Below are 24,432 nucleotides of genomic sequence, written 5' to 3' on the forward strand. Positions count from 1 at the left end.
AGTATAGCACACAGGGGCAATCATGAATAGCGGATTAAAAGATTTTTACCTCGATAAAGCTCCGTTTAAAATGCACTTAAACGGCAAAAAGAAACTATTGTCCAACTCTTGCACTTTTTGCATTAAAAGACTATGCTGTATGCAAATTGGATATATTATATTGAATAATATAGTATACGCACCCATTCACACCATACTTTAGAAGGACGATACTATGCCTGAAAAAAACCTCGTAATGATTGACGGTAATACTGCCGCCGGTCATGTCGCGCATGCACTCAGCGAAGTTATCGCAATTTATCCTATCACGCCGTCAAGCCCGATGGGGGAAGTTGCCGATGAGTATTCCGCCCACGGAAAAACCAATATCTGGGGAACCGTGCCGCAAGTCGTCGAACTGCAATCCGAAGGAGGAGCCTCCGGAGCCGTTCACGGTGCATTAACCACGGGAGCGCTCTCTTCAACCTTTACCGCATCACAGGGTCTCTTACTGATGATCCCCAATATGTACAAAATTGCCGGTGAGCTTACCAGCACGGTATTCCACGTTGCAGCCCGTGCTCTGGCAACCAGCGCACTCTCCATCTTCGGCGACCATCAGGACGTTATGGCATGCCGCCAAACCGGTTGGGCAATGCTGGCTTCCAACTCCGTACAGGAAGTTATGGATCTCGCGATTATCGCTCATACTGCGACGCTTGAAGCGCGCGTTCCGTTCCTCCACTTCTTCGACGGTTTTAGAACCTCTCACGAAATTCAGAAGATTGAAGAAGTTTCGCAGGATGTGATGCGCCAGATGGTCAATGACGATCTGGTACGCGCACACCGTCTCCGCGGCTTAACGCCGGAAAAACCGATGATTCGCGGAACCGCTCAGAACCCCGACGTATACTTCCAAGCGCGCGAAGCGGTTAATAAATACTATCTGGCAACCCCCGAAATCGTTCAGCGGGTTATGGATAAATACGCGACCTTAACCGGACGCGCTTATCACTTGTTCGACTATTATGGCGATCCCAATGCGGAATCGGTCATCATTCTGATGGGTTCAGGTGCTGACACGGTAGAAGAAACCGTAGACTATCTGAATAGCCAAGGTAAAAAGTACGGCTTACTGAAAGTACGCTTATACCGCCCCTTCAGCGCGGAAGCTTTTGTAAAAGCATTACCCGCTTCCGTACAGAATATCACCGTACTCGACCGATCGAAAGAACCCGGCTCGCTCGGCGAAGCCCTCTACGAAGATGTGCGCACTGCAATCGGTGAAATGCAGGCTGCAAAGAAATGCCCCTTTACTCACTATCCCGTTATCCTCGGCGGTCGCTACGGTATGGGTTCAAAAGAATTCACTCCGGCAATGGTTAAAGCCGTATTCGATAATATGGAAGGAGAAAAGAAGAGCAACTTTGCCGTCGGTATCGAAGACGACGTAACGCATGTAAGCCTTGCCTACGATCATCACTTCCATGTTGACGATTCCGGTATGCATCAGGCGATGTTCTACGGGCTCGGCTCGGACGGTACGGTCGGCGCTAACAAGAACTCCATCAAAATTATCGGTGAAGCGACCGACAACAACGCGCAAGCCTATTTTGTGTACGACTCCAAGAAGTCCGGATCAATTACCACATCGCACCTGCGCTTCGGCAAGAAAAAGATCCGCAAGCCCTACCTCGTCGGACAAGCAGACTTTATTGCGTGTCATAAATTCACCTTCCTCGAAACCTACGATATGCTCAAGAGTCTTAAAAAAGGCGGTACTTTCCTTTTAAACAGCCACTGGAATAAGGATGAAGTATGGGAGCATCTGCCGATAGAAGTGCAGAAAGACCTTATCGCGAAAGAAGCGAAGTTCTACGTTATCGACGGTGTCAAGATTGCGGAAAAAGCGGGTATGGGCAACCGTATCAACGTCGTTATGCAGACCGCATTCTTTAAGATTTTCGGTATTTTGCCCGAGGACGAAGCGGTAGCGCTGATTAAGAAATTTATCGAAAAATCCTACGGCAAGAAAGGATCGGAAATCGTTCAGAAGAACATCAAGACCATCGATATGGCGCTTGAAGGGGTTGAACAGGTTACCTATCCCAAAGAGGCAACGAGTAAACTTTCTCGCCATGCCGCAATGAGCGCCGATGCGCCGGAGTTTGTCCGCAAAATATTAGGCAAAATCGCTATCAATGAAGGTGATGCGGTAAAGGTGAGCGAAATTCCGGCAGACGGTACCTTCCCGACTGCAACGACTCAGTATGAAAAACGTGCAATTGCAGAGCATATACCGATTTGGAAGAGCGAACTCTGTATTCAGTGCGGTCAGTGCACCATTGTGTGTCCTCATGCTGCTATCAGAATGAAGGTCTACGATAAATCCAATATCGGCCATGCGCCTTCCGCATTCCGCTCTATACCGTATAAGGGCAAGGAATTCGATAATTCCCTCTTTACCATTCAGGTTTCTCCCGAAGATTGTACGGGATGTGGTATCTGCGTGGAGCAGTGTCCTGCAAAGTCTAAGGAAAATCCGGCGATTAGAGCGATTAATATGGAAGGCTTTGTCGAGCACCGTGCTGTTGAATCGGAAAATTGGAAGTTCTTTATGAGCCTTCCCGACCCCGATACGCGCAAGGTCAACTTGAGCCAGCCGAAAGGTATCGGTATGCGCCGCCCACTCTTCGAGTTCTCCGGCGCTTGCGCAGGTTGCGGTGAAACTCCCTATATCGGTGTTCTGTCGCGACTCTTCGGTGATCGTGCCGTTATTGCAAACGCAACCGGGTGTTCTTCCATTTACGGCGGTAATCTCCCCACAACTCCGTATGCAAAACGTGCGGACGGGCGAGGACCGGTATGGTCAAACTCCCTCTTTGAAGATGCCGCCGAATTCGGTTACGGTATGCGCTTAACCAGCGATAAGCTTGCGGAATACGCGCGCGAAGTTGCCGGTAAGCTCAAGGCAAAAGGTGTTGCCGTTGCCGCTATTGATAAGGTATTGAGTAATACGCAGGCCGATGATGCGGCAATCGATGAGCAGCGCGGCTTTGTTGCCGATCTGAAAAAGGAATTGGAAAAATCTTCCGACCCGCTTGCAAAAGAGCTGTTGTCCTTGACCGATCACTTTGTTAAGCGTTCCGTATGGATACTCGGCGGTGATGGTTGGGCATACGATATCGGATACGGCGGTTTGGATCACGTGCTTGCTTCCGGCAGAAACATCAACGTACTGGTACTCGATACGGAGGTGTATTCCAACACCGGCGGTCAGATGTCAAAGGCTACCCAGATCGGCGCTATTGCAAAATTCGCCGCATCCGGTAAGGAGACCAGCAAAAAAGACCTCGGTATGATGGCGATGAGCTACGGCTATGTGTATGTTGCACAGGTTTCCATGGGTGCAAATATGTCGCAGGTTATCAAAGCATTCCGTGAAGCGGAAAGCTATGACGGGCCTTCGATCATCATCGCATATAGCCATTGTATCAACCACGGTATCAACATGACGAAGGGTATGTCGAACCAGAAAGAGGCCGTTACCTGCGGTCTGTGGCCGTTGTACCGCTACGATCCGCGCTTAACAGATCAAGGTAAGAACCCCTTCCAGCTTGACAGCAAAGAGCCGGACTTTAACCTTGCAGACTTTATGTACAAAGAAGTACGCTTCAAGTCGTTAAAGAATGCAAATCCCGAACGCGCTCAAATGCTGCTTGATAAAGCGGTTGCGAAGGCAAAGCGGCGCTGGCAGGAGTATAAGTATCTGGCCGACCGCCCGTTCTAAGCGGATACTGAATAGAGAAAACCTCTAACGATCAAACGAGATTGTTAGAGGTATTCAGTGATGTAACGATAAAAACAAGCCGCTTGCTTCCGGTTGGAGGCAAACGGCTTTGTTATGAAAGGCACTGTAAAAGTTTTGCAGCGCCTTTTTTATTCGTGGAGAAGGACTCATCTCCGATATGCCGCGCCGAAAAACACGGCGTTTCCTACCAGCATCCCGAAGCTCCGCCGCAAATAGTTTAAGGCAGCAAGATAAGCCGCAAGAGTATTGAAAAACCATCTCCTTTCATATCCCACATATTTTTATATTTTTCGTTGACAAGTTTTTGAAAGCTGCGGTGTAATTAACCCCATCCGGGCTCTTGAAAAACCGTTTTGAATCTTTCAAGGTGTCCGCTTATTTTTTCAAAAATTTACAGGAACAAAAAAGGAGTTTTCTAACATGAAAAAATTTGGAATTGTAGCGGTTTGTTTGTTGTTAACCGGGCTTATTGCCGGATGCGGGCAGCAAAAGAAAACAGACGATGTGCTGAGTGTTATCAATAATGCGAAAGACACAAGCATTGAACAGTTAATCGAGCGTGCAAACTGATAATAAAAAACTACAGGAAAGATACTTCAAGCCTTTTTATGTGACTTTTCGGGGTGAAAATCGGGGAAAATCCCCGTTCTAAGCCTTTCAAAAAATCACACAAGGGTTTGTACTAACCTGTGGTCATGTATGAAATTATAGGTTTTAAGCAACAAAAAACACCGTATTACTACGATGTTTTTCGTTGTTCATATTCTGTTTAAGATACTGGCAAACTGGAATTGTTCTAAGTCTTCTCGGTTGCACCTTCTTGCCCTTCGGACAAGGAGTCTCCCTCGTTCAAAGAGCTCGGTCAATTTCTGTTTAACGATTTCTTTTTCCGGTATTTTCTGTCCCTCGGATTTCCTCATGATAGAAATAATCCACGATCACCGGATGTCCCTGCGGGACTCTGCCATAAGGCATTTCATTATCCACAAAGGGACAATCATACTTTTTAGCCATTCCCTCAGCTTTTACTTCAAGTGCTTCAAAGTAGCTGCGGTTATGCTTGTTATAGATCTCATCGTAAAGCGGTACAAGATCAGGATATTTTCCAGCGATATAATCCATAATCGTCTTCTTGAAACCGCCCCGAAGATTGAGATTTTCGAGCCAGAACAGATCGCACTGACCCTTTACCCGCTCAAAGATCGCTTCAAAATCCGTGATACCGGGGAATACCGGGGATACGAAACAGACTGTACGGATACCTGCATCATATACCTGCTTCATAGAAGCGATACGACGCTCAATGCTCGAAGCAGAGTCCATATCGTTCTTAAAATTTTCATCCAGTGTGTTGATCGACCATGAAACGGTTACTCGTGCAAGCTTCTTCAGCAGATCAATATCTCGTACCACAAGATCAGACTTTGTGCAGATTAGAATATCTGCGTCACTGCCGATCAGCTGCTCCAGAAGTTTTCTGGTATTCCCGAATTGCTCCTCCTGTGGATTGTAGCCATCCGTCACAGAACCGATGACCACCCGCTGTCCGGCATACTTCTTCGGATTTTTAATTTCCGGCCAATGCTTCACATCAAGGAAAGTGCCCCATTCCTCCTTGTGTCCGGTAAAGCGCTTCATAAAAGAAGCATAGCAATACTTGCAGGCATGTGTACAGCCTACATAGGGATTGACCGAGTAACCGCCTACCGGCAGACTGGACTTGGTCATGATGTTCTTTGTTCCCACCTCACTAATGAGGATTCCATCGATTACTTCTGCCATGATCTCTGTACCACCAACACTTTATTGAATTCTTCTGGCATTTCCTGAATCATATTTTCATCCCCTATGATAGAGACAAGGTCTTCCTTCATAAACACCGGAATGCCGAGCGCGTGTGCCTGATCCGTCAGAGACCATGCCCACTCCGGCTCCGTATGAACCTTCCTGCTCTGAGCTCCAGTCATGGTGCCGACAACAATCCAGTTGATTCCGGAAAGGTCAACTGAACCGGGATCGTCGAATAACGGTTCAAAGGTAACATGGTAGTGTTTTGCTCTGACGTTTTTCCGAAGGGCGTCAATACGCCACAGTTCTGCTTTCCTCGTTACCGTAACGCCAAACCATGCGTTTTCCAGATCGGTATCAAAATCCAGCAGATCGGGGCGCTTGGTAAGAAACAGGAACTGATGCTGTGGGTTTTCACGGATCTTTGCAAATACCTCGTCTCTCCATTCCAGCTTCCATCCGGAGAGATCGCTCATGCCGGTAAGAAGAAAGTTCTGCGGACGTTTCTTTTCCATCATCTTGAGCTTACATGGGAAGAACTCAGGAACAGAGAAATCATCAATTATATGCCAGCGTTTCACATTGTTGCGGGCATAGCAATATGCACACCCCACTGTGCAGCCGATGACGATATTCATGTTCTGAATCTGATTTTTGATACAAATACTCATGACTCCTGCCAATCCTCAAGATTCTTTCTGATGCGGTCGAGGCATTCCTCAAACCGGGTAATTTCTTCCTCCGAAAAACCTTTGTAGTAAATGCTGCCCATATCATCAGATACAGAATCGTACTCGCCCTTTAAGGCATGTGCTTTCTCAGTCAGAAACAGGAGTGTTTTCCTTTTGTCCGTTTCAGACTGAACGCGGCTTATCAGCCCTTGATTTTCCATTCTTTCCAGCATCGTCGTAAGAGAAGTTATCGCTAATCCACATTTGATCGAGAGTGACCCAATCGGGATTCCATCCTCCTGCCACAGCACATAAAGAATACGCCCCTGGGCTCCATTGAACGCATCAATATTCTTTTCACTGAGAATCTTCTCAAAGATCCGGTCTCCAAGCTGTTTTATTTTGGTAACAAGGAATCCTCCATTCATTTCCATACAAAAGATCCTATATAGTAGTTTATCAAATCATACTATATAGGAGTTTTATTGTCAACAGTTTGTATGTCTAAATAGAGGTAAATTCCGATTTGTCGTTCTTAATCAAAAGTATTATACCACTTCTTTGTAAACTTTTCCGCCCCTTCGACTATACTCTCAACTTCATGACTGCTTGAATACTTGCCGAAAAAGAAAACTGCCATCAATCAGACAGAACTCCGATTGATTGTGCTTCGGTTTTTCCTCTTGCTTGTCTTTCCAAAGGGATTGCAGTTCCAAAGCAAAGGCTTTTTCATCATTTAGAACGAATTTTGAAAAGCGTTTAACTGCCGATAATATCAAGGCTTCAACAGTATCAGCACTAATTGTATGGGAAGTACAAGAATTAACCCTGCTTGCATACCCGCCGCAACGGTAAGAATACTGGATAGAACCATCTTTCTTCTTTGTCCAGCGTATTTTGTATTTCTCGTTGACAAATTTTTAAGAGCGAAGGTATAATCAACCTCATCCGGGCTCTTAAAAAACCGTTTTGAGGCTTTCAGGATGCCCTGTTGTTTTTCCAAAAATCTACAGGAACGAAAAAGGAGTTTTCTAACATGAAAAAATTTGGAATTGTAGCGGTTTGTTTGTTACTAATCGGGCTTATTGCCGGATGCGGGCAGCAAAAGAAAGCGGACGATGTGCTGAGTGTTATCAATAATGCGAAAGACACAAGCATTGAACAGTTAATCGAGCGTGCAAAGGCGGAAACCGGTGATTTTACCGTGTACTCCACATCCTCGAAAACCGATAAAACGGTCAAGGCGTTTTTTGCTAAATACGGACTGCAAGGAACCGGTTCCGGCGTAAAGCAGAATGAAAAAGATTTCTATTCTGCTATTGAAAAGCTGATTGACGGCGGTTCGGCAGAAATTGATGCAGTCGTTACCCAGAACGGAGCTTCTTTAAGTGTTGAATTAGGCGCTGGAAATCTTATCAATTATAATCCCGTTGTACCCGGCGCAGCGAAGAGCGATATGTACGCGTTTATGTACTATTTTAAAGAATTTGCAATGGATAAAAAATTCGATGAACAGATCACCAATGTGTGGGATTTAATCGATACCTCATCCGCAGTCTATTACCGGAAAGCGGGAGAACCGATTAATCAGCTGTTTATGGCAGCGTTGACAACCGATGCATGGGCGCAAAAATTGTCTGCTGCCTATGACGAAAAATACGGCGCAGGAACATGTGATTCCGCTGTTGCTGCCGGAAACTTTAAGAATGCAGGCTATCTATTTATAGACGGTTTTGTGAAAAAAGCAACCGATTACGAAAGTGAAGGAAAGATAGCCTCCAAGATTGTTGTCGATGCGGAAAAGCCCGTTATCGGATTTTCTCCGGTAACAAAGTATTCAACCGGTGCAGAGGGAACGTACAACAAAGTAAAATTTTTCAATAAAATGAAAGGCTTTAACGGTTATGCGTATAAATTTTATACACAGATTGCAAAAACAACCGACCGTCCATATACGGCGATGCTTTTTATTAACTATCTGTCAACGGCAGAAGGCATTGCAACCTATCAGGAAGGGAATGGAGTGTATTCTACAAATAGCATGGTACAACAGGACATAGATTCGTTACTCGACGGATTTGTACTGGAAAATTATACCGATGTAAAATCAGATTGGGCATCGATTGTCAAACTTCTTGAAGGGTATAATTGATCCGGTTTGTATCTTGTATATATATGAAACCTATGACACTTACCGTGAAGAGGGCCGGCAACAAGTTAAAAGCATTTTTTGCACAGCCCTCAAATATCATTCTTACCGTTGCGCTCATTTTACTCGGTGCAACGACTATCTTCCCGCTCATTTCGATGATTATCGAAAGTTTTACCGTACATTTACGGGAGGCTTTGTTTCATGGAGAGCCGGCGGGAAGCATATCGCTCAGCGGATGGAAATCGCTTTTACTCACGTCGGAGTATAACTACAGTAAAAATTACTTTTACGTTCCGCTGTTTAACTCAATCTCCATGGCGTTGATTGCTTCCGCAGTTGCGATTGTTATCGGCGGAGTATTTGCATGGTTTATCAACCGGACGAACATCCCGCTGAAAAAACCGATATCGGCGCTGCTTTTATTTCCGTACATTATGCCGTCGTGGACGATTGCACTTTTTTGGCACAATATGTTTGCTAACGTAACGGTGCACGGATGTAGTGCAAACGGGATTATCGCTTCGTTGTTCCATATCTATGCACCGGAGTGGTTTGTTTACGGACGATTCCCTATCGGGATGACGCTCGGTATTCACTATGCGCCGTTTGCCTATATTCTGATCGGCGGTATTCTGAAAAACATGGATGCCAACCTTGAAGAAGCGGCAACCATTCTAAAAACGCCGCGCTGGAGAATCCTTACAAAGATTACCTTACCGATTGTAGCTCCCGCGATGATGAATACATTTTTGCTGGTGTTCGCCAGTTCCGTAAGCGCGTATGCCGTACCCGTTTTTCTCGGTACTCCTATCGGCTTTATGACGTTAACCACCTCGATGACCTATTTTAATCAGGCGTATCCGGCGCAAGGCTATGCAGTCGGTATCGTGCTGGTAGTATTAGGGCTATTCGTACTGGGCATCAACAACCTGTTTACCGGAAAACGGAAGTCATACACAACGGTAACCGGCAAGAGTTCGCAAGTATCATTCATCAATCTAAAAGCAGCGCGGCGTCCGCTTGCAGCAGCAGGTCTTCTTATCGTCTTCGCTATCTCCATTCTGCCGATGATCACCTTTGCACTGGAATCGGTACTGAAAAGCGCCGGTAATTATACACTCGGCAATATGTCGTTTCATTTCTGGATCGGAGACCCCAATTCGCAAGCTCTGCAAGCGCAATACTATAACTGGGAAGGCGGTATTCTGGTCAATGCACATGTATGGAGTGCGCTGGGGCATAGCTTACTGCTCTCACTTGCCTGCGCACTGATTGCCGGTACGTGCGGATTGTTGGTCGGCTACGCGGTTGTAAACAAACGGCATTCCAAGCTATCAAAAATCGTGAGCACACTTGCGTTTATTCCATATCTTATTCCTTCGATGGCGTTCGGTATGGCGTACCTTGCGCTATCGGTTAACTGGTCGTTTTTATACGGATCGTTTTTTCTGCTCGTGTTGGTCGGTGCGATTAAATATATGCCTTTTGCAACGAAGTCCGCTACAGGCGCGATGCTGCAACTGTCAGGTGAAATAGAAGAAGCTGCAATTTTAACCAATACGCCGTGGTGGAAACGGATGCTGAAAATTATCTTTCCGATTCAAAAGCCGAGTTTCTTGTCGGGATATCTTTTGCCGTTTATCTCGTGTATGCGCGAATTGTCTTTGTTCGTGCTTTTGATTGTGGATAGTAATTTCATTACGACAACCCTATTGATGTATTACAACGAAAAAGGATATTCGCAGTACGGCAATGCGTTAAACTTATTGATTGTCATTATCGTGCTGCTTATCAACTGGGTGGTGAATAAATTGACAGGCGCAAGCGTTACGAAAGGCGTAGGAGGAAAATAAGATGTCTGAGATTATATTGGAACAGGTGACAAAGCAATGGGGAAAATTTGTCGGCGTCGATAACCTCAATATGACAATAGACGACCGTGCATTTGTAACGCTGCTTGGTCCTTCCGGCTGCGGAAAAACCACAACGCTCAGGATGATTGCGGGACTGGAAACGCCTACATCGGGAAAGATTATTATCGACGGTACGCCCGTCTTCGATTCGGAGAAAGGAATTAATGTACCGCCGTCAAAACGGAATGTCGGCTTTTTGTTTCAAAACTATGCGTTGTGGCCGCACATGACGGTGTATCAAAATATTGCATTCGGCTTGCAAAATTTAAAGTGGGATAGCCGGCGCATCAGAGAACGGGTGGCGGAGCTGCTTGCCTTGCTGAAAATCGAGCAATTTGAAAAAAGATATCCGAGTGAGCTTTCAGGCGGACAACAACAGCGGGTTGCCATTGCGCGCACGCTTGCTCCCAATCCCAAAATTTTATTTATGGATGAGCCGCTGTCAAACCTTGATGCAAAGCTGAGGACGGAAATACGGGTTGAACTGAAACGGCTGCACAGCACTACCGATTCCACATTTGTGTATGTTACGCATGATCAGTTGGAAGCGATGACGCTTTCTACGAAGGTCTGCATTATGGAAAAGGGACTGTTAAAGCAATACGCCGCTCCGCTCGAAATGTACAATAAGCCGTCGTGTGTATTTGTCGGCGACTTTATCGGCAATCCTACTATGAATTTTATCGAGGCTGAATACCGTAAGGGTACCATTCAATTTTGCGGATTGCAGGCGGAATTTGTCAGCGATACGCCGCTCCCGTTTGAAGAAAAAAGTGTTATTCTCGGCATTCGTCCTGAATATGTGCAGATAAGCGAACATGGAAGTGCAGAGGGAACCGTCTTTTCAACCTTACCTGCGGGCATGGAAACAACCGTTAAAATCAATTCACACGGTACCATTCTTACCTCCGTTGTATTCGGCAGTGTCGATTATGACATTGATAAAAAAGTCTCATTCGATTTTTCCGGTAACTCCATCATCCTCTTCGATAAAGAAACCGAAGCAAATATTGCGATGGGTCACTTGGGCATCTCTAAAACTCAAGGTTAGTTTTAAGGGGTTCACACTTGCAGTTTTATGGATAGCAGCATGACGTCAGAAACATTACATCACCTCTACGATTATTTGGTTCCGCTGGTAACGGGAGCCTATCGGGAAGCATCACGGTATAATGTTCAGGGGATTGAAAAAAAAGAATTGAACGATATTGCCACGTTTACCGACCGGTTTATGGAACAAGCAATTGTAGAAGGCATCCGGCAGCGCTTTCCCGATCATACGTTTATCGGCGAAGAATACGGCGAAAACCGTGGGGAAAGCCCCTACGAATGGCTTATCGATCCGATTGACGGTACGGTGAATTTTGCTGCCGGTATTCCGATGTTCGGCACAACGCTCGCCTTGCGGAAAAATAAAGAAACGATTTTCGGTATCATATTCGATTGGCCGAATAACGCTATTTATTACGCAATCAAAGGCGAGGGAGCGTACTGCGGCACTATAAAACTGCGGGTGTCGCAGCGTTCGCGGCTTGACGAATCGATTGTCAGTATTTGCTTAACATCAAGTTATAATGCCGAATACAGCGAGAAGGTACTCACCCTTATACAAAAATTGCAGCCGCACGTACGCGGCATACGGATAATTGTTTGTACGGTCTATGAGCTTATCTGGCTTGCAACCGGCAAAAGCGAAGCGATGATCAACGTGAAGCCGTCAATGGGCTTAAGTTCCTGCGCCGGTAAGTTGATTGTCAGCGAAGCGGGCGGTACGGTAACCAATCTATCGAATAAGCCGCGACAAGAAATCGATGATTTATTAATCACCAACTCGGTTATCCATGATGAAGTGTATAACATTATCGCGCAGGTATCCAAATAATACTATCCCGTGATATGACGTACTCACATCACGGGTATTCCCGATCTACTATGAATGATAAACACAGCGGAAGTACTCTACACCGACGCTATTGATTTTTTATAAAATCTATATACGAACAAGCTTACTGTTGCACTGAAAACTTTATCTATCAAATTTGTAACGGTGCCGCCGAAGTATGCCGCAAATGTTAAGCTCTGTGTTACAACATAGATTCCTTGAACGGCATTGTCTACTTGAGGAATGGATGTATTTGCTGAGTAAAAAAGATAGGAAATGGTGTCGCCTAGAATTGAATTGGTAATGGCTGAGATAAAACCTATCCACATAAAATTTTCGGTTGTGTAAGAAACATCCGTATAAGAGGTATTCGGGTTTGAAGGTGTCTTGGCTTTTTTCCGTTCGGAATAAAATACCAGATGTGCAACTACTGCGGTAGAAATATGACATAGCATAAAAAGAATCCCTGTATTTGCGAAAATACACAAAAGAGCGTTACTTGCGATTGCACACACAATCCCCGGAATAAGTCCGCACAAGGCTGTTACGGCAATAGTAAGCAAAGAATCCAAATATAAAGGAAAAGCAACAAGCCCTGCAAGATATGAACACATATAATTAATCAAAATGCTTGCAATGGTGAAAATGACTGTAAACATCCTTCGGCTGATTCGGTTCATTACATTTTTTCTCATTAAAATAGCAGCCCTAAAAGTTTTGCTTTTTCAATCAAATCATGCCGATCGCGAATAAACATTTTTCCGTAAACGGCCGTCCGCTGATTTAAGATTGTTTTTTCCGATTTTCCGAGCAGTTTTGCAATTTCAACTACATCAAGCCCTTCAGCAAGATGAATGAAAACTTCTTGCTCTTTTTTTGAAAGACTTTTGTAATTATCAAAAAGATAGCTTTTTTCGTCACGGACGATGTGCTTGCCTTTATTCTGCGGTAAAAGAGTGTGCAAAACTTTGCTTGCAACGCTATTGTAATACGTGTTCCCTGAACCTACCACAAGGATTGCTTTTTCAACTTCATCAATCGAGGCTTCTTTTGTAATAAAACCTTGAACGCCGATCAAAAGTGCATGTTCTACGTGAATATCATCATTGTACATAGTGTAAACCAAAATTAAAATATCAGGCTTCACACCTCTCATTTTTGAAACCGATTCAAGCGAGTTTTCACCGTCGAGGTTTAAATCGAGAATCACAATTTTGATATCTTTATCTTCATTAAGTTTTTTTACCGCTTCTGGGATTGTTCCGACACCGATTATCGAAAGTGACGGATTTCTGTTTTGAAGCATAAAAATCATTCCGTCCCGTAAGCCCGTGTGATCATCAATGAACAGAATCTTTAACGGTGATTGCAATGGTAAAACCTCCTTCATTTATAAAATCCGCGCTGCCGTCTATCAGTTGGGCACGCTTTTTGATATTGGTAAGTCCGTAATGCTTTACAGCAGCTTTTAGCTTCTTGCTTTCAACGTCGGTTTCTTCAAAACCTTTTCCGTTATCGCAGATGATAAAACGGAAATCATCAATCCCGTCCACAATTTTTATTTCAACTTGTGTTGCATCGGAATGCCGTGAAATATTGCTCAGCGCTTCCTGCAAAATTCTGATAAGATGTGTCTTTTGCGTATTTTTGAGCGCAATTATTTTCTGACTTGCAACATATAGATTTGTTTTTATTCCGAAATTCACTTCAAATGCAGTGCAAATCTCGCGTATAATTTTTTCAAAATCTTCCGTAAACTCAATACTTCCGGAACCGATCATATAACGAATTTCGTTTAGAGCTTGTTTTGCGTAAAATTTTGATTTTGAAAAATCTTCTTTTTCAAGATAGATATTGAGTGCGGCAAGATTCTGCGCAACTCCGTCGTGAAGGTCGCGGCTGAAATTATTCTGCTCCGTCTGCATTGTTTTAAGTTGTTCAAGCTGTATTGAATTTTTAAAGAATTTCTCAAGGATTATAAAGACGGCAATCGCAATCAGAAAAAGAGCACTGTATAAAAGAGAATCGTATCCGAGATTAAGTCTTGTCTGCACCCCATGAATGTGATTTTGAAAGTTGATAATAGCATCCGTGTTACGATTACCGCTTTGAATATTTTGAATGATTGCTTCAAGTTCTTTTTTTAGAGGTGCATCAAAATAAGTGAAGGCTTGGTAGTCCGATCTCAGTTTAAGAGCAATTGATTCAAAATCTACAGGATTTTTCGAAAAAATGTCAGCGCTATCTCTGCCGGCAACTATGCTTTTCGGATCCATTTGAAGCAATAACATTTCCGTGTCGAGTTTCTGAATCAGATTGTTGCTTGCCCGCTTAAAAAAGATTGTGCAAAAAAAGATTGCGAGTGCGGTGTAGATAAATATCGACTCGATTTTAAAAATTTTCTTAATAAGACTTAGCAGCATGATTTTCCAGTAAAATTGTTCGGTAATGAAACTATCGACCATATCTAGTATAACACGAACCGATATTCATGTCTTGGGAAAAATTCCCAAAGTTTTTAGGAAAAATGACCAAAGGAATATGCAGACGATGAAGTATAATTGCAAAAAAGCCGAACTACAATGCTGATTTTGTCGGCATCGCTGGAAATAAATAATCATTATTGGAGGAATAAGATGGGATTTTTAAATCATGTAAAAACTGCTTGGAATGGACAAGTTCGCTGTGACTGGTGCGGAAAATACTACAAGCAAATAGACGGAGACGGATTATTCGGTTCTGCCGGCGGACTTGTAGGACGTGCTGTCGCCACGGCAAAGAAAAACTACTGTTCAAAGGCGTGCAAATTAGCGGCAGAAGAAGCAAAAGCCGAAAAAAAAGCGGATTTTGAAGAACGTAAGGCAAAAGGCGAACTTACCGAAATGGAAAAAATAAAAGACCAAATGGCACAGCCTTTTGAAGAGGCAAAACAACAGATGAAAGATTCAATCGCACAGCCGATGAACGAAGTCAAATCTCAAATGAAAGGTGCCTTTGGCTCTGCTTTTGGCGGAATATTCGGGAAAAAATGATGAAAGATTTAGAAAAAGGAAAAAATCCGGAACAGGATTTAATAAAATCCTTTTGTGATAGACTTGGTGCTGTTCAATGTAGTAATTGCAGAGCGAAAAATCATGCAGACATTGAATACATCAACGATAGCGGTGATTTTTGTATGGTTGAAGCAAAAACTCATTTATCCGGCGACGGGCATAATGCAGTACACAAACTTTTTGGCGAGCTTTTGAAACTAACAGGTTATCAATCATCAAAAACACATGAGAACATTAAATATCAACTTTTGATAGACAACAGACCTGATGAAACAGGAAAACGAGGAGGACAGTTTTTTCATGAATTACTTGTAAAACATATTCCCAAAGATAAGTTCATTGCATTTGGGAAAATTGTTCCTATCGACAAAGTTATTGAATTTGATATGAAAACAATAAAAGAATTCTCTTGGGAAGAATTTTATAATTTGGAGGAAAAATAAAATGGCATTTTGTCAAAATTGTGGAAAAGAATTAATGGACGGTGCAAAATTCTGTGATTCTTGCGGAACACCGGCAGGAAATACAGGAAGTGAAAATCAACGCAAACAAGTTTTTGATGGGGAACTGAAGAAATGCCCATCATGTGGAGCAATTCTATCAAGCGATGATTTAAAATGTCCTCAATGCGGCATTGAACTGAGAAATATCAAAGCATCATCTTCGGTTACGAATTTTAACAGTGATTTATTCAACACTCCAAAAAGTGACAGATCCGATTTTATTACATCGTTCCCGATTCCAAACGCAAAAGAAGATTTTTTTGAATTTTTATACATTACAGTTGGTTCCGTTACGCAGCCCTGCTCTGCTCCACTAGGCTCAATAGATGACCAAATTAGAACTGCATGGATTAATAAATATAAACAGTTAAAAACACGCGCTCCTTTTATTTTTGCTAAGGATCCGGAAAGTTTGGCACAAGTAAACCAAATTTTTAAGACAACTAAAATAAGAATGCCATTGTGGCAGAAATTTTTGATTTTTGTCTTTGGCGGTTTTGCAGCACTAATTGTACTTCTTGTCGTTTTAACAAAACTCGGAATACTGAATTAATAATTTTGGAGTAAAACTAATGGGCATATTCAAGAAAAAACACGAAGACGGTTTAATGGATGTTATCCGTTGTGATGAGCCGACATATTTGATTTGGAAATGGAGACCTAAGGGAGCGGAAGAAGCGAATTCTACAAAAAAAGAGAACGCAATCCGCTACGGTTCAAGTCTGCGTGTGAAAGACGGTGAAGTCGCTGTCTTTGTTTATCACCAAAAAGACGGCACAATGCAGGACTATATTGAAAGACCTTATGACGATACGATTAAAACAGCAAACCTTCCTATTCTCTCTTCGATTGTCGGTGCGGCATTCGGCGGGGCGAGCCCTTTTCAAGCGGAAGTTTATTTTATAAACCTTGCGGGAATCATTCAGGTAAAATTCGGGGTTCCGTTTTTTGATGTAGCTGATGCACGCAATACTAATTTTACCGTTCCCGTTGCGGTTCGCGGTTCTATCAATTTTAGACTTACGAATTACAAAGAATTTATAAAACTTCACAGGCTTATTGATTTTGACCTTGAGGCTTTTAAATTGCAGATTCGGGATGCTGTTTGCAAATATATAAAATCTATTGTTACAAATATCCCGTTTGATACAGGGCTTCCCGTAATTCATCTTGAACGAAAGATTTTTGAAGTCAGTAGTGTTTTGCAGCCTATTTTAAAACAACGGCTTGAAAGTGAGTTCGGTGTTACAACAAGTTCGGTTGATATAAGCGATATTGAACTTGATAAATCAAGCGAAGGTTATCGTGAATTAAAAGCAGTTACAACAGACATCATAAGCGAGCAGGAAAAAGCAAAAAGTGCTATCAATATTCGCCAGATGGAAGGTATGGCGGAAATCAACATGGAAGAGTACCAGCGGGAAAGACGGCTCGGAACGGAAAGTTCAAATCTGGCTGCTCATCAGATTGACCAGCAGACACGAGTCGGCATTGCAGGAGCGGAAGCACTGGGAAAGATGGGAGCGGCAGGCGGTATCGGCATAAACCTTGGCAACGGCGGCGGTTTTAATCCGGCAGGCATGATGGCAGGAATGGCTATGGGAAGTGCAATCGGGCAGAATATGGCCGGAATGATGCACGGCGCTTTGGGCGGATTGAGTCAGCCGGTTCCGCCGCCTCCGCCGCAAGTAAGTCAATACAATGTTGCAGTAAACGGACAGACAACAGGCCCCTATACGGTTGCAACACTTTCTCAAATGGCAGCAAGCGGACAGTTTACGCGCGAAAGTCTTGTTTGGAAAGCCGGTATGGCAAACTGGATGACAGCCGGAAACGTGCCTGAACTGTCGGCAATTTTCGGTCAAAATACTCCGCCGATTCCGCCTGTACCGCCGATGAGTTAAACGGGTCATAGTATGGAGAAAACTTTATGAAAATAAATTGGATTTTAGTTTTGATTTCACTCGGGATTTCCGCATTTATATGCTATGGTTTTTTTTCAGGAACAGGGAATATGTTTCTTACTGTCGGAGGCGGAGTTTTTCTTTTTGTTACTCTATTCGGAATGTTTGGGATTTCTTTTGGAAGAGGAAGTGCGAATATAAAAATCTTTTCGAGTATTTTCCTTGTATTGGTACTGGTTGAACATTTGATTTTTGTTTTTTCAGGATTTAGACAAACTGCGTACATAGTCATAACAGGTGTTTTATTTCTGCTTTATCTTTTGATTTTCTATGGAATTGTAAAAGCATTGAAAGAAGAATGAATGAAGCAAATCTTATCATAAAGCAAAAATCGAAAATCACAAACCTCGCATTTCTTACTGAACACACCGGTGAGATCCGTTTTTCAGTATGGGAACTAAAAAACAAATGACAAAAGATGATACCGGTTTTTTATGGCAAAACCTCGTACGATACAAGCGGGCAAAAGAACGCGGGCATAAATCGGCTGAGCGTTTTCTTGATGAAACGTATGAAAATTTCGGCTTTTTCGGAACTCTTCTGCACAAAATGCAGAGCGGGCTTGCCGCACATATACTATTTGATGACGAAAACGCTTTTCTTCGTTTTTACGGAAGCTCTATCGCACTGTTGCGTAAAGATTGGCAAGACGGCATGACATGGGAAGAACAGCACACGGCAGTTACGGTAGAGGAAAATCCTCAGTTCGTGCATGTGCTTGATTTAGCCGATATTTCGACATTTTCTCTTACGGAAAAGGAAAAAAATGATATAAAGACTTTTATCCGTTTGAATTGGCGATTGATCCGTCAACTCGGAACGGCAGATAATCCCGAATCCTCCGATTTCATCGATGCATTTGATTTTTCACTTCGCCGGTTCGTACAATCCCCTGAAAAAATGAAGATCCGCGGTATCAGCGTATTCGCAAAACCGGATGGCGGTTTGCCGTTTTCACTATTCACAGGCATAAAAGATATCGGCGGCAACCTTCGCGAGTTCCACAAGGGAAACTTTGAAATCCCTCATGCTTATATCTACAGTGCAGACGGTTCTCTCGCTTCGCGTTTCCGTATTGACTCTCAGGATATCCCTAAAAAACTTTCAACACTGTATAAAACCGATATGCCGCTCGGAAAATACGAAGCTCAAATTATTGCATGGGCAAAAAAATCACCGGCACGGATGATTGAAGAAAACTGCCATACAAATTGGGATTCAATGCGAGCTGCATGGCAGAATTCTTTTGAAGAAATGTATTCATAAAAGGAAACTTAATTATGTCAGAACATAGTAAGGAAAGAAAAATGCAGGAAAAAAATCAATGCTCTATTATTACCTACTCTCCATCAATTGCAAAATTCTCTTCGCTCCAACAAGCGATAGACTCCGTTCCGGAAAACGGAATGCTCAAACTTAAGGCGGGCATTTTTAAAGGTTCTTTCACGGTGAAATCAAAAATCACGATTGAAGGCAGCGGATTTTCTGAAACGGATGCTTTTTTAGAAAATTTACAAACAGTCATCATAGTTCCTGATGATGAAAAGATTTTCATTCAAAGTGCCACGGTTGTAAAAGGAATTATTTTTGTCGGTGAAAAATTTTATGAAGAGCATAAAGAAGACTTTTGGGCAGAAACGGCGGTCTTTATTCCTGATGGATATATGAAGTGTGTGGATCAAGAACGCAATAAAAAGGCAAACGAGATTCACGAAAAACTTCAAAAAGAATTTCAACAATTTTCAGACACCAACGGCAGAGATGCTTTGTATGACTTACTTGATGAAAATCCGTCTGAATCTTTGCTTAACATAGATACAGACGGTACAAAATTGAACAGTGTTTTGGTGATTGGTTCTTTGAATTGCGGAATTTCCGTATCCGGACAAGCGGAATTTTCGGGAGTTTTTGCATTTAAAAACAGATTTTCAAATCTTTTTATATTTGAATCTGGAGAAGTTTGTTTTTTGTCTGCCGTAAATAAAGTAAATTTTTTTTCCTATTCTTATAGGGAATACGGGGTTTGTGGCTTCGGGAAAATCGCCGTTTCCGAAGATATATCAATTTATGCTGTTGGCAATATGCTTGAAGGTTTTTATCTGGCAAGTTCTATGAATGTAGAAAAAAGATTCGGACATTTTTCTGCTTATAAGAATTTTGGCGGTGGAATTTATCTTTGCGATGCAGTATTGATGAATGTAAAATCAATCTATTCGGAAGCAAATGGAGATTATGGTATTTGCCTTAACGGAAAAGCAAAAATACAAGTTGGAAGGATAAGTACATACAATAATAGGGGACATGGAATAATTCTTTTTCAGAATTCTGAACTTTTCACAGGACTAATTACTTCTTGCAATAATTCGGGAGCAGGAATCGGCATCACAGAGAACGCAAGATTAGAAAGTAAGGATGAGGTTTTTATTTCCGGAAATGATGGGATAGCGGGAGGTCTTGCACTCCAAAGAAATGCAATCGCCAAGATATTCAGTTTAAACGCGACAAAGCACAAGTGTTCAGTTAAAATAAAAAACAATGCAAAATTGTTTATTTACGGAAGCAAGTCCGAAATCTACGATGACGAGGATTGCCTTATGGATATTGATGATAGTGCAAAAGCAGAATTGAGCAATGTCCGTTTTTTTCATGAAGAAGAAGAGAGCGGATATATAACTCATGCAGATGAATGCAGCGGTCATATTTTTATTTCGGCAAACGCAAGTGTAAAATTGTCGGGCTGCTATTTTTATAATTTTCCCTACGAAAACCCCATCATCTATATTTCCGACTCTTCAAAACTAAAATGCAAAGACTGCTATTTCGGTTTTTCACCAAAAAAAGATACCTATTACGGACAGGTAAAAAAGATAAAAAGTATAATTCGTGCTGTAGGAAATTCAACAGTAAAAATCGAAGATACAAGAGAATGTTTTTACGCAAACAAATATTTTATTACGGCAGAAAAATCTTCAAAAATTGAAACAGATGCAGGAGAAGTAAGATTCATAAACCCGAAAAAGAACACAACCAAATAATGATTCGTGCGGAGTGGGCAATACCCGCCGTTCCTCGGCGTTGGTTCTTCAATCAGTTCTAAGCCGTTTAAATATGCAAACTTAATTAATGTTAGACTTATTGGGTTATGATAATACGGTATCAAAATTAAAAGATATCATCAAAGCTCATTACAAATTATCAAATAAGCTACAGCTTCTGCTCAACGATAATTTGCTCATCGCGTATACCGCTGCCACAATCTCTTAGCAAGTTTTTTACCGATTCACTTGAAACAATAAAGTGCGCATCAAGATTAATATCAGTAAATGCATCCTCACTAATCGAAGTAACGCTATCCGATATCACAACGCTTGTTAAAGAGGTACAGCCGTAAAATGCTGCCCAGCAAATCTCTCTAACACTGTCAGGTATAGTAATATTTGTTAAAGAAGCACAGCAGGAAAAAGCCTCCTCGCCAATTTCGGTAATACCGCGAGGTAGTACAACACTTGTGAGCGAACTACAATTATGAAAAATCTCCTCCCGTATTTTTGTCACGCTATCCGGCATCACAATGCTGGTTAAGCCGGTACAGCCGGAAAACGCTCGATTACCGATTTCAGTAACACTAACCGGTATTGCAATACTTTTCAAAGAGCAGCAGTCGGCAAATGCATCCGCAATAATCTCAGTCACACTATCAGGGATGATAATACCGCCTTGTAAACCTGCAGCAGCAGCGATCAGTGTTGTCTTGTCCTTTGTATACAGGATATTATTTTCACTGCAATACACCGTATTTGCATTATCAACGGTAAGATGTATTAAACCGGCGCAGCTCCCAAAAGCTCGCCCTCCAATCTCCGTAACACGCGCTGGAATCACAACATGTGTTAAAGCAGTACATAAGATAAACGCCTCCCAGCCAATTTCAGTAACAGAGTCAGGTATTACAATATTTATGAGGGAAGTGCAGCAGCTAAATGCCGACCAGTCAATCTTAGTAACACTGTCAGGAAGCTCAACACGTGTTAAAGAACTACAGCGGAAAAACATCTTCCAACTAATTTCAGTAATACTGTCGGGTATTGTTACGCTTGTTAAAGAACTGCACTCATTAAAAACTCCGCCGCCGATTTTCGTAACACTGTTCGGTATCACAACATGTGTTAAACCGGTACAGCCGGAAAATACTTCTTTGCCGATTTCAGTAACACTATCGGGAAGAACCAGACTACCTACTAACTTTTTTTTATCAACTACGGAGATTAGTGTCCCATCTCTTATGTTCAGCAGTTTGAGATTTGTTTTTTCTTCTGCCGTCAATAGCAATTCATCTACGCTTGCAATATCGTCTTTATTGGTAGCTGGCATATCACACTCCATCGCAAATAAGCTTAAGGAAAACTTCTAAAAACGGATTCGCAATCCGCCTTAGCGGATATGATAAACCGTTTCCTTGCAGAACAAGCCGATAGGCTTGCTGTTTTTAGAAGTTTTCCCGTATCTATTCCTTTTCAAGATATCGATATAATTGTACATGCAGCCGATTCATTTCATCGGGAGCTTTCATTGAGTGCCGGTACATAAACATATATCCGAAACGGCTCTTAAAAATAAATGTAAAAACGAGCTGCAGCATCCGAATTGGCAGTAGTCTTAAAAGATGCATTTTCGGCGGTGAAAGTTTTACGCCGGAATAGTACAGCATAGTAACGTTGCTTTTAATTTGTTGTACGGTATCATACATAATGTTCGATTCTTTCCAAACCGTTTCCGGATTTTTTGCTTTATAATACGCATCGGCAATCGGAACAACCAGCGCAAGATGACAGAGCTGCCAGCAGTGCATATCTTTTACAATCCCGTGCGGTATGTTCGATGCGGTAAAAAGAGCGGCAAGTTTTTTCAAGCGCTCGGATTTATTCCCATTGATTTCGGCAAAGGTTGTAACTTGAATAATACGCGGCGTAAAGTCCGCTTTAAGGATGCCGTTTTCATAACTGCCGCCTGCACCCGGAAATGCCGGTATAATACGTCCTGTTCCGCAAATACGTTCCCAATTACCATACGCTTCAAGCGTGTTGACCATTGTAACAATATTCGGACTGATATTGTGCTTCAACTCTTGTAACGCCGTATGTACTTGATTTTCCTTTACCGTTAGAAAAATAAAATCATACCAATCATCATTTTCCAATGTACCGATAACGGTAACATTTGCTCTATGAATTTTGCCGTTTTTCTCATACTGTAGACCGAGGGTTTGCAGTGCTTTAAGCCTTTTCCCTCGTGCGTACACCGTGGTGTTATATCCTGCTTCAGCAAACGCAGCGGCATACAAACTGCCGATTACACCTGCACCGTAGATTAAGAGTTTCATTTTACTACCTGTCTAATAGCCGTACAGTTTTCAGTTTCCTATCGTTAGTATAGAACATTTTTATCTTTGATGGTATGCTCATAGACAGTAACGCAGGATATAGCGAAGCTGCACGGAAAGAGGTAGAGCAGAGCGCAAGGGACTATTTAGCTTGGTTGGATGCACTGAGGCAAACATAAGGCATAATCGACAGAGAAGACCGTTTGAATTATTGCATATCCTTTGCTTTTTCAGCAACGCTCTGCGTCGTAACAAAGGGTATTAAAGCAAAAACGACAACACCGTTCTTTATCGGGCACGGGGAAAGTGCAAGGATTGCCTTTTCGGATTCAGCTATACTTTATATATTTAAAGTCCCTTTAAGTAACAATTGAAATAATCTTTTTCTCTATAGATTTTTACATTCGAAAATTTTTTTAACCCGGTCTTTCGGTAATTTTGTATTTTGCCGCTACTATCTATGTAGCTGTGATTTATCACTTCGGCAATATCTGAAAAATTATAATTTTCGGGAAGATCAAAAAAAGCGAATGAAAAGGCTGTGCCGAAATTAAAATAATTTCCGTCACGCATTTTCACAACAAACCCCGTCCAGCTCATTAACGTTTCGCCTCTTATTTGCTTTAATATTTCTATCGGAAAAGAATACCGGCTTCTTTCTATTCTTACTATTTTTTTAGAGTCTATGATATTATGTTCTATACAAAAATGACTTACGATTTTCCTGTAAGGATTCTCCTCATTATTGAGAAAAATTTTATTTTCTTTTTCGAATCTTCTTATCACTAAATCCATATATGTATCCGCACACGAAAATTTTACGCATGGAATAATCACATTGTCTCTTAAAACCACAGACGCTCGATATATAATACATCCATATATATCATCCACTACCGGTTCGATATTCATTTTTAAAAATGTAATTATTTCTTTTTCATTCATATTCAATTCCCTCGTTCTTTCTATCCGATAATCAATTCTCCAATGTATTTTAAAGAATATTAAAATGCAATTGTTTCCGGCACTTGCGTATCATCACGATACACAATGCAGATTTCATATTTACGAAAACCTATATCATTTACCAATTCAATATCAACCTACCCTGACGCCCCCCAATGCATAAATCCGATCCGTGCATTTCGAAGTCCTACATCTTCAAAATAATATTTTATCGGAGTACCGATATATTTTCTTCCCTTTGCATCAAAGCGATGAGCCGCATGTATCATAAACGCATCTTCTAATTCCCGCAATCACCTTAATCATTCCGTTATGCATACGGAAGATTTTATCGATTCGGCATATTCTACCATTCCGATTATTCGGTTGC

The 24,432-nt window shown here is 42.1% G+C and carries 24 protein-coding genes and 1 pseudogene; 14 read left to right on the top strand and 11 right to left on the bottom strand.

Annotated features, from left to right (window positions below):
* The first annotated feature begins 214 nt into the window (after positions 1-214).
* Both nifJ and GWP43_RS11430 read left to right on the top strand, forming a co-directional pair.
* Positions 215-3,769, top strand: coding sequence for a pyruvate:ferredoxin (flavodoxin) oxidoreductase (nifJ, locus tag GWP43_RS11425; RefSeq protein WP_162664262.1), 3,555 nt, complete (start codon positions 215-217; stop codon positions 3,767-3,769).
* Between the two features lie 441 nt (positions 3,770-4,210).
* Positions 4,211-4,360 (top strand): hypothetical protein, encoded by a 150-nt coding sequence (locus tag GWP43_RS11430; RefSeq protein ID WP_162664263.1) that lies wholly within the window; start codon positions 4,211-4,213, stop codon positions 4,358-4,360.
* Between the two features lie 303 nt (positions 4,361-4,663).
* Here GWP43_RS11430 and GWP43_RS11435 read toward each other — a convergent pair whose 3' ends face one another.
* The 4 genes from GWP43_RS11435 to GWP43_RS15645 all read right to left on the bottom strand — a co-directional run bounded on the left by GWP43_RS11435 (position 4,664) and on the right by GWP43_RS15645 (position 7,145).
* Entirely contained in the window at positions 4,664-5,572 is a 909-nt protein-coding gene (locus GWP43_RS11435; protein ID WP_162664264.1) for a radical SAM mobile pair protein B, read from the bottom strand.
* Positions 5,560-6,249: a radical SAM mobile pair protein A gene (locus GWP43_RS11440; RefSeq protein ID WP_162664265.1), complete on the bottom strand. Its 690-nt coding sequence runs from the start codon at positions 6,247-6,249 to the stop codon at positions 5,560-5,562. The genes GWP43_RS11435 and GWP43_RS11440 overlap by 13 nt, the downstream gene beginning before the upstream one ends.
* Positions 6,246-6,683, bottom strand: coding sequence for a radical SAM mobile pair system MarR family transcriptional regulator (locus GWP43_RS11445; RefSeq protein WP_016518098.1), 438 nt, complete (start codon positions 6,681-6,683; stop codon positions 6,246-6,248). The genes GWP43_RS11440 and GWP43_RS11445 overlap by 4 nt, the downstream gene beginning before the upstream one ends.
* Positions 6,684-6,848: 165 nt before the next feature.
* Entirely contained in the window at positions 6,849-7,145 is a 297-nt protein-coding gene (locus tag GWP43_RS15645) for a recombinase zinc ribbon domain-containing protein (RefSeq protein WP_203232475.1), read from the bottom strand.
* 140 nt (positions 7,146-7,285) lie between these two features.
* Here GWP43_RS15645 and GWP43_RS11455 point away from each other — a divergent pair, with 140 nt between their 5' ends.
* From GWP43_RS11455 to GWP43_RS11470, 4 genes are read left to right on the top strand one after another with little or no spacing between them, the layout of a single operon-like run.
* The gene (locus tag GWP43_RS11455; RefSeq protein WP_162664266.1) at positions 7,286-8,401 is read left to right on the top strand and encodes a hypothetical protein; all 1,116 of its coding nucleotides are present in this window, start codon (positions 7,286-7,288) and stop codon (positions 8,399-8,401) included.
* 23 nt (positions 8,402-8,424) lie between these two features.
* Positions 8,425-10,254, top strand: coding sequence for an ABC transporter permease (locus tag GWP43_RS11460; RefSeq protein WP_162664267.1), 1,830 nt, complete (start codon positions 8,425-8,427; stop codon positions 10,252-10,254).
* A gap of 1 nt (position 10,255) precedes the next feature.
* Entirely contained in the window at positions 10,256-11,365 is a 1,110-nt protein-coding gene (locus GWP43_RS11465) for an ABC transporter ATP-binding protein (RefSeq protein ID WP_044015199.1), read from the top strand.
* A 39-nt stretch (positions 11,366-11,404) separates the two neighbouring features.
* Positions 11,405-12,196, top strand: coding sequence for an inositol monophosphatase family protein (locus tag GWP43_RS11470; protein ID WP_162664268.1), 792 nt, complete (start codon positions 11,405-11,407; stop codon positions 12,194-12,196).
* Between the two features lie 77 nt (positions 12,197-12,273).
* Here GWP43_RS11470 and GWP43_RS11475 read toward each other — a convergent pair whose 3' ends face one another.
* Genes GWP43_RS11475 through GWP43_RS11485 form a run of 3 tightly spaced genes read right to left on the bottom strand, consistent with a single transcriptional unit; the run spans position 12,274 to position 14,661 of the window.
* The gene (locus tag GWP43_RS11475; protein ID WP_230977696.1) at positions 12,274-12,891 is read right to left on the bottom strand and encodes a hypothetical protein; all 618 of its coding nucleotides are present in this window, start codon (positions 12,889-12,891) and stop codon (positions 12,274-12,276) included.
* Positions 12,891-13,568: a response regulator transcription factor gene (locus GWP43_RS11480; protein WP_162664269.1), complete on the bottom strand. Its 678-nt coding sequence runs from the start codon at positions 13,566-13,568 to the stop codon at positions 12,891-12,893. The genes GWP43_RS11475 and GWP43_RS11480 overlap by 1 nt, the downstream gene beginning before the upstream one ends.
* Complete coding sequence (locus tag GWP43_RS11485) at positions 13,537-14,661, bottom strand: sensor histidine kinase (protein WP_162664270.1); 1,125 nt, start codon at positions 14,659-14,661, stop codon at positions 13,537-13,539. Before GWP43_RS11485 ends, GWP43_RS11480 begins: the two co-directional genes overlap by 32 nt.
* 171 nt (positions 14,662-14,832) lie before the next feature.
* Between GWP43_RS11485 and GWP43_RS11490 the strand changes: the two genes are divergently transcribed.
* The 7 genes from GWP43_RS11490 to GWP43_RS11520 all read left to right on the top strand — a co-directional run bounded on the left by GWP43_RS11490 (position 14,833) and on the right by GWP43_RS11520 (position 20,751).
* A complete protein-coding gene (locus tag GWP43_RS11490; protein ID WP_162664271.1) occupies positions 14,833-15,228 on the top strand; it encodes a hypothetical protein in 396 nt (131 codons plus the stop codon).
* On the top strand, positions 15,225-15,692 hold the full coding sequence (locus tag GWP43_RS11495) for a hypothetical protein (RefSeq protein ID WP_162664272.1): 468 nt from the start codon (positions 15,225-15,227) through the stop codon (positions 15,690-15,692). Before GWP43_RS11490 ends, GWP43_RS11495 begins: the two co-directional genes overlap by 4 nt.
* 1 nt (position 15,693) lies before the next feature.
* Positions 15,694-16,305 (top strand): zinc ribbon domain-containing protein, encoded by a 612-nt coding sequence (locus GWP43_RS11500; protein ID WP_016518950.1) that lies wholly within the window; start codon positions 15,694-15,696, stop codon positions 16,303-16,305.
* Positions 16,306-16,324: 19 nt separating this feature from the next.
* The gene (locus tag GWP43_RS11505; RefSeq protein WP_162664273.1) at positions 16,325-17,656 is read left to right on the top strand and encodes an SPFH domain-containing protein; all 1,332 of its coding nucleotides are present in this window, start codon (positions 16,325-16,327) and stop codon (positions 17,654-17,656) included.
* Between the two features lie 26 nt (positions 17,657-17,682).
* Positions 17,683-18,018, top strand: coding sequence for a hypothetical protein (locus GWP43_RS11510; RefSeq protein WP_162664274.1), 336 nt, complete (start codon positions 17,683-17,685; stop codon positions 18,016-18,018).
* A gap of 88 nt (positions 18,019-18,106) precedes the next feature.
* Entirely contained in the window at positions 18,107-18,982 is an 876-nt protein-coding gene (locus GWP43_RS11515) for a hypothetical protein (RefSeq protein ID WP_162664275.1), read from the top strand.
* A gap of 41 nt (positions 18,983-19,023) precedes the next feature.
* Entirely contained in the window at positions 19,024-20,751 is a 1,728-nt protein-coding gene (locus GWP43_RS11520) for a hypothetical protein (RefSeq protein ID WP_162664276.1), read from the top strand.
* Between the two features lie 169 nt (positions 20,752-20,920).
* Here GWP43_RS11520 and GWP43_RS11525 read toward each other — a convergent pair whose 3' ends face one another.
* Positions 20,921-22,087 carry a leucine-rich repeat domain-containing protein gene (locus GWP43_RS11525; protein WP_162664277.1) on the bottom strand — a complete coding sequence of 389 codons (1,167 nt, stop codon included), beginning with the start codon at positions 22,085-22,087 and terminating at the stop codon, positions 20,921-20,923.
* A gap of 133 nt (positions 22,088-22,220) precedes the next feature.
* Positions 22,221-23,096 carry a ketopantoate reductase family protein gene (locus tag GWP43_RS11530; protein ID WP_162664278.1) on the bottom strand — a complete coding sequence of 292 codons (876 nt, stop codon included), beginning with the start codon at positions 23,094-23,096 and terminating at the stop codon, positions 22,221-22,223.
* A gap of 80 nt (positions 23,097-23,176) precedes the next feature.
* Between GWP43_RS11530 and GWP43_RS15455 the strand changes: the two are divergent.
* Positions 23,177-23,275, top strand: a pseudogene (locus GWP43_RS15455) (NAD(P)H-dependent oxidoreductase); the annotation flags it as partial.
* Positions 23,276-23,444: 169 nt separating this feature from the next.
* Here GWP43_RS15455 and GWP43_RS11540 read toward each other — a convergent pair.
* Entirely contained in the window at positions 23,445-24,041 is a 597-nt protein-coding gene (locus GWP43_RS11540) for a hypothetical protein (RefSeq protein WP_162664279.1), read from the bottom strand.
* A 158-nt stretch (positions 24,042-24,199) separates the two neighbouring features.
* Complete coding sequence (locus tag GWP43_RS15310) at positions 24,200-24,331, bottom strand: hypothetical protein (protein ID WP_256481804.1); 132 nt, start codon at positions 24,329-24,331, stop codon at positions 24,200-24,202.
* Between the last annotated feature and the right edge of the window lie 101 nt (positions 24,332-24,432).

Source organism: Treponema vincentii, from assembly GCF_010365865.1.
Lineage (GTDB): Bacteria > Spirochaetota > Spirochaetia > Treponematales > Treponemataceae > Treponema.